Origin of the sequence: Pseudomonas defluvii (assembly GCF_001695625.1) — a bacterium.
GTDB lineage: Bacteria > Pseudomonadota > Gammaproteobacteria > Pseudomonadales > Pseudomonadaceae > Aquipseudomonas > Aquipseudomonas defluvii.
Map to the genome: position 1 here is coordinate 1 of NZ_MBPN01000356.1, position 274 is coordinate 274.

A 274-nucleotide genomic window follows, 5' to 3' on the forward strand; every position below is an offset into this window, starting at 1 on the left:
CTACCGGGCTAGCGGCCTCAATCTGGTAACGGCTGCCGTCGTGTTGTGGAACACGGTCTATCTGGAACGGGCTGCGCACGCGCTGCGTGGCAACGGCCATGCCGTTGATGACGCGCTGTTGCAGTACCTGTCGCCGCTCGGTTGGGAGCACATCAACCTCACCGGCGATTACCTCTGGCGCAGCAGCGCCAAGATCGGCGCGGGCAAGTTCAGGCCGCTACGACCGCTGCAACCGGCTTAGCGTGCTTTATTTTCCGTTTTCTGAGGCGACCCC

General features: G+C 62.8%; 1 protein-coding gene. It reads left to right on the forward strand.

The window, feature by feature from the left end; all coding sequences use genetic code 11:
- On the forward strand, nucleotides 1–241 hold a 241-nt coding region (locus EKA13_RS27665), incomplete at its 5' end, for a Tn3 family transposase (protein WP_021442811.1).
- Nucleotides 242–274: the final 33 nt, after the last annotated feature.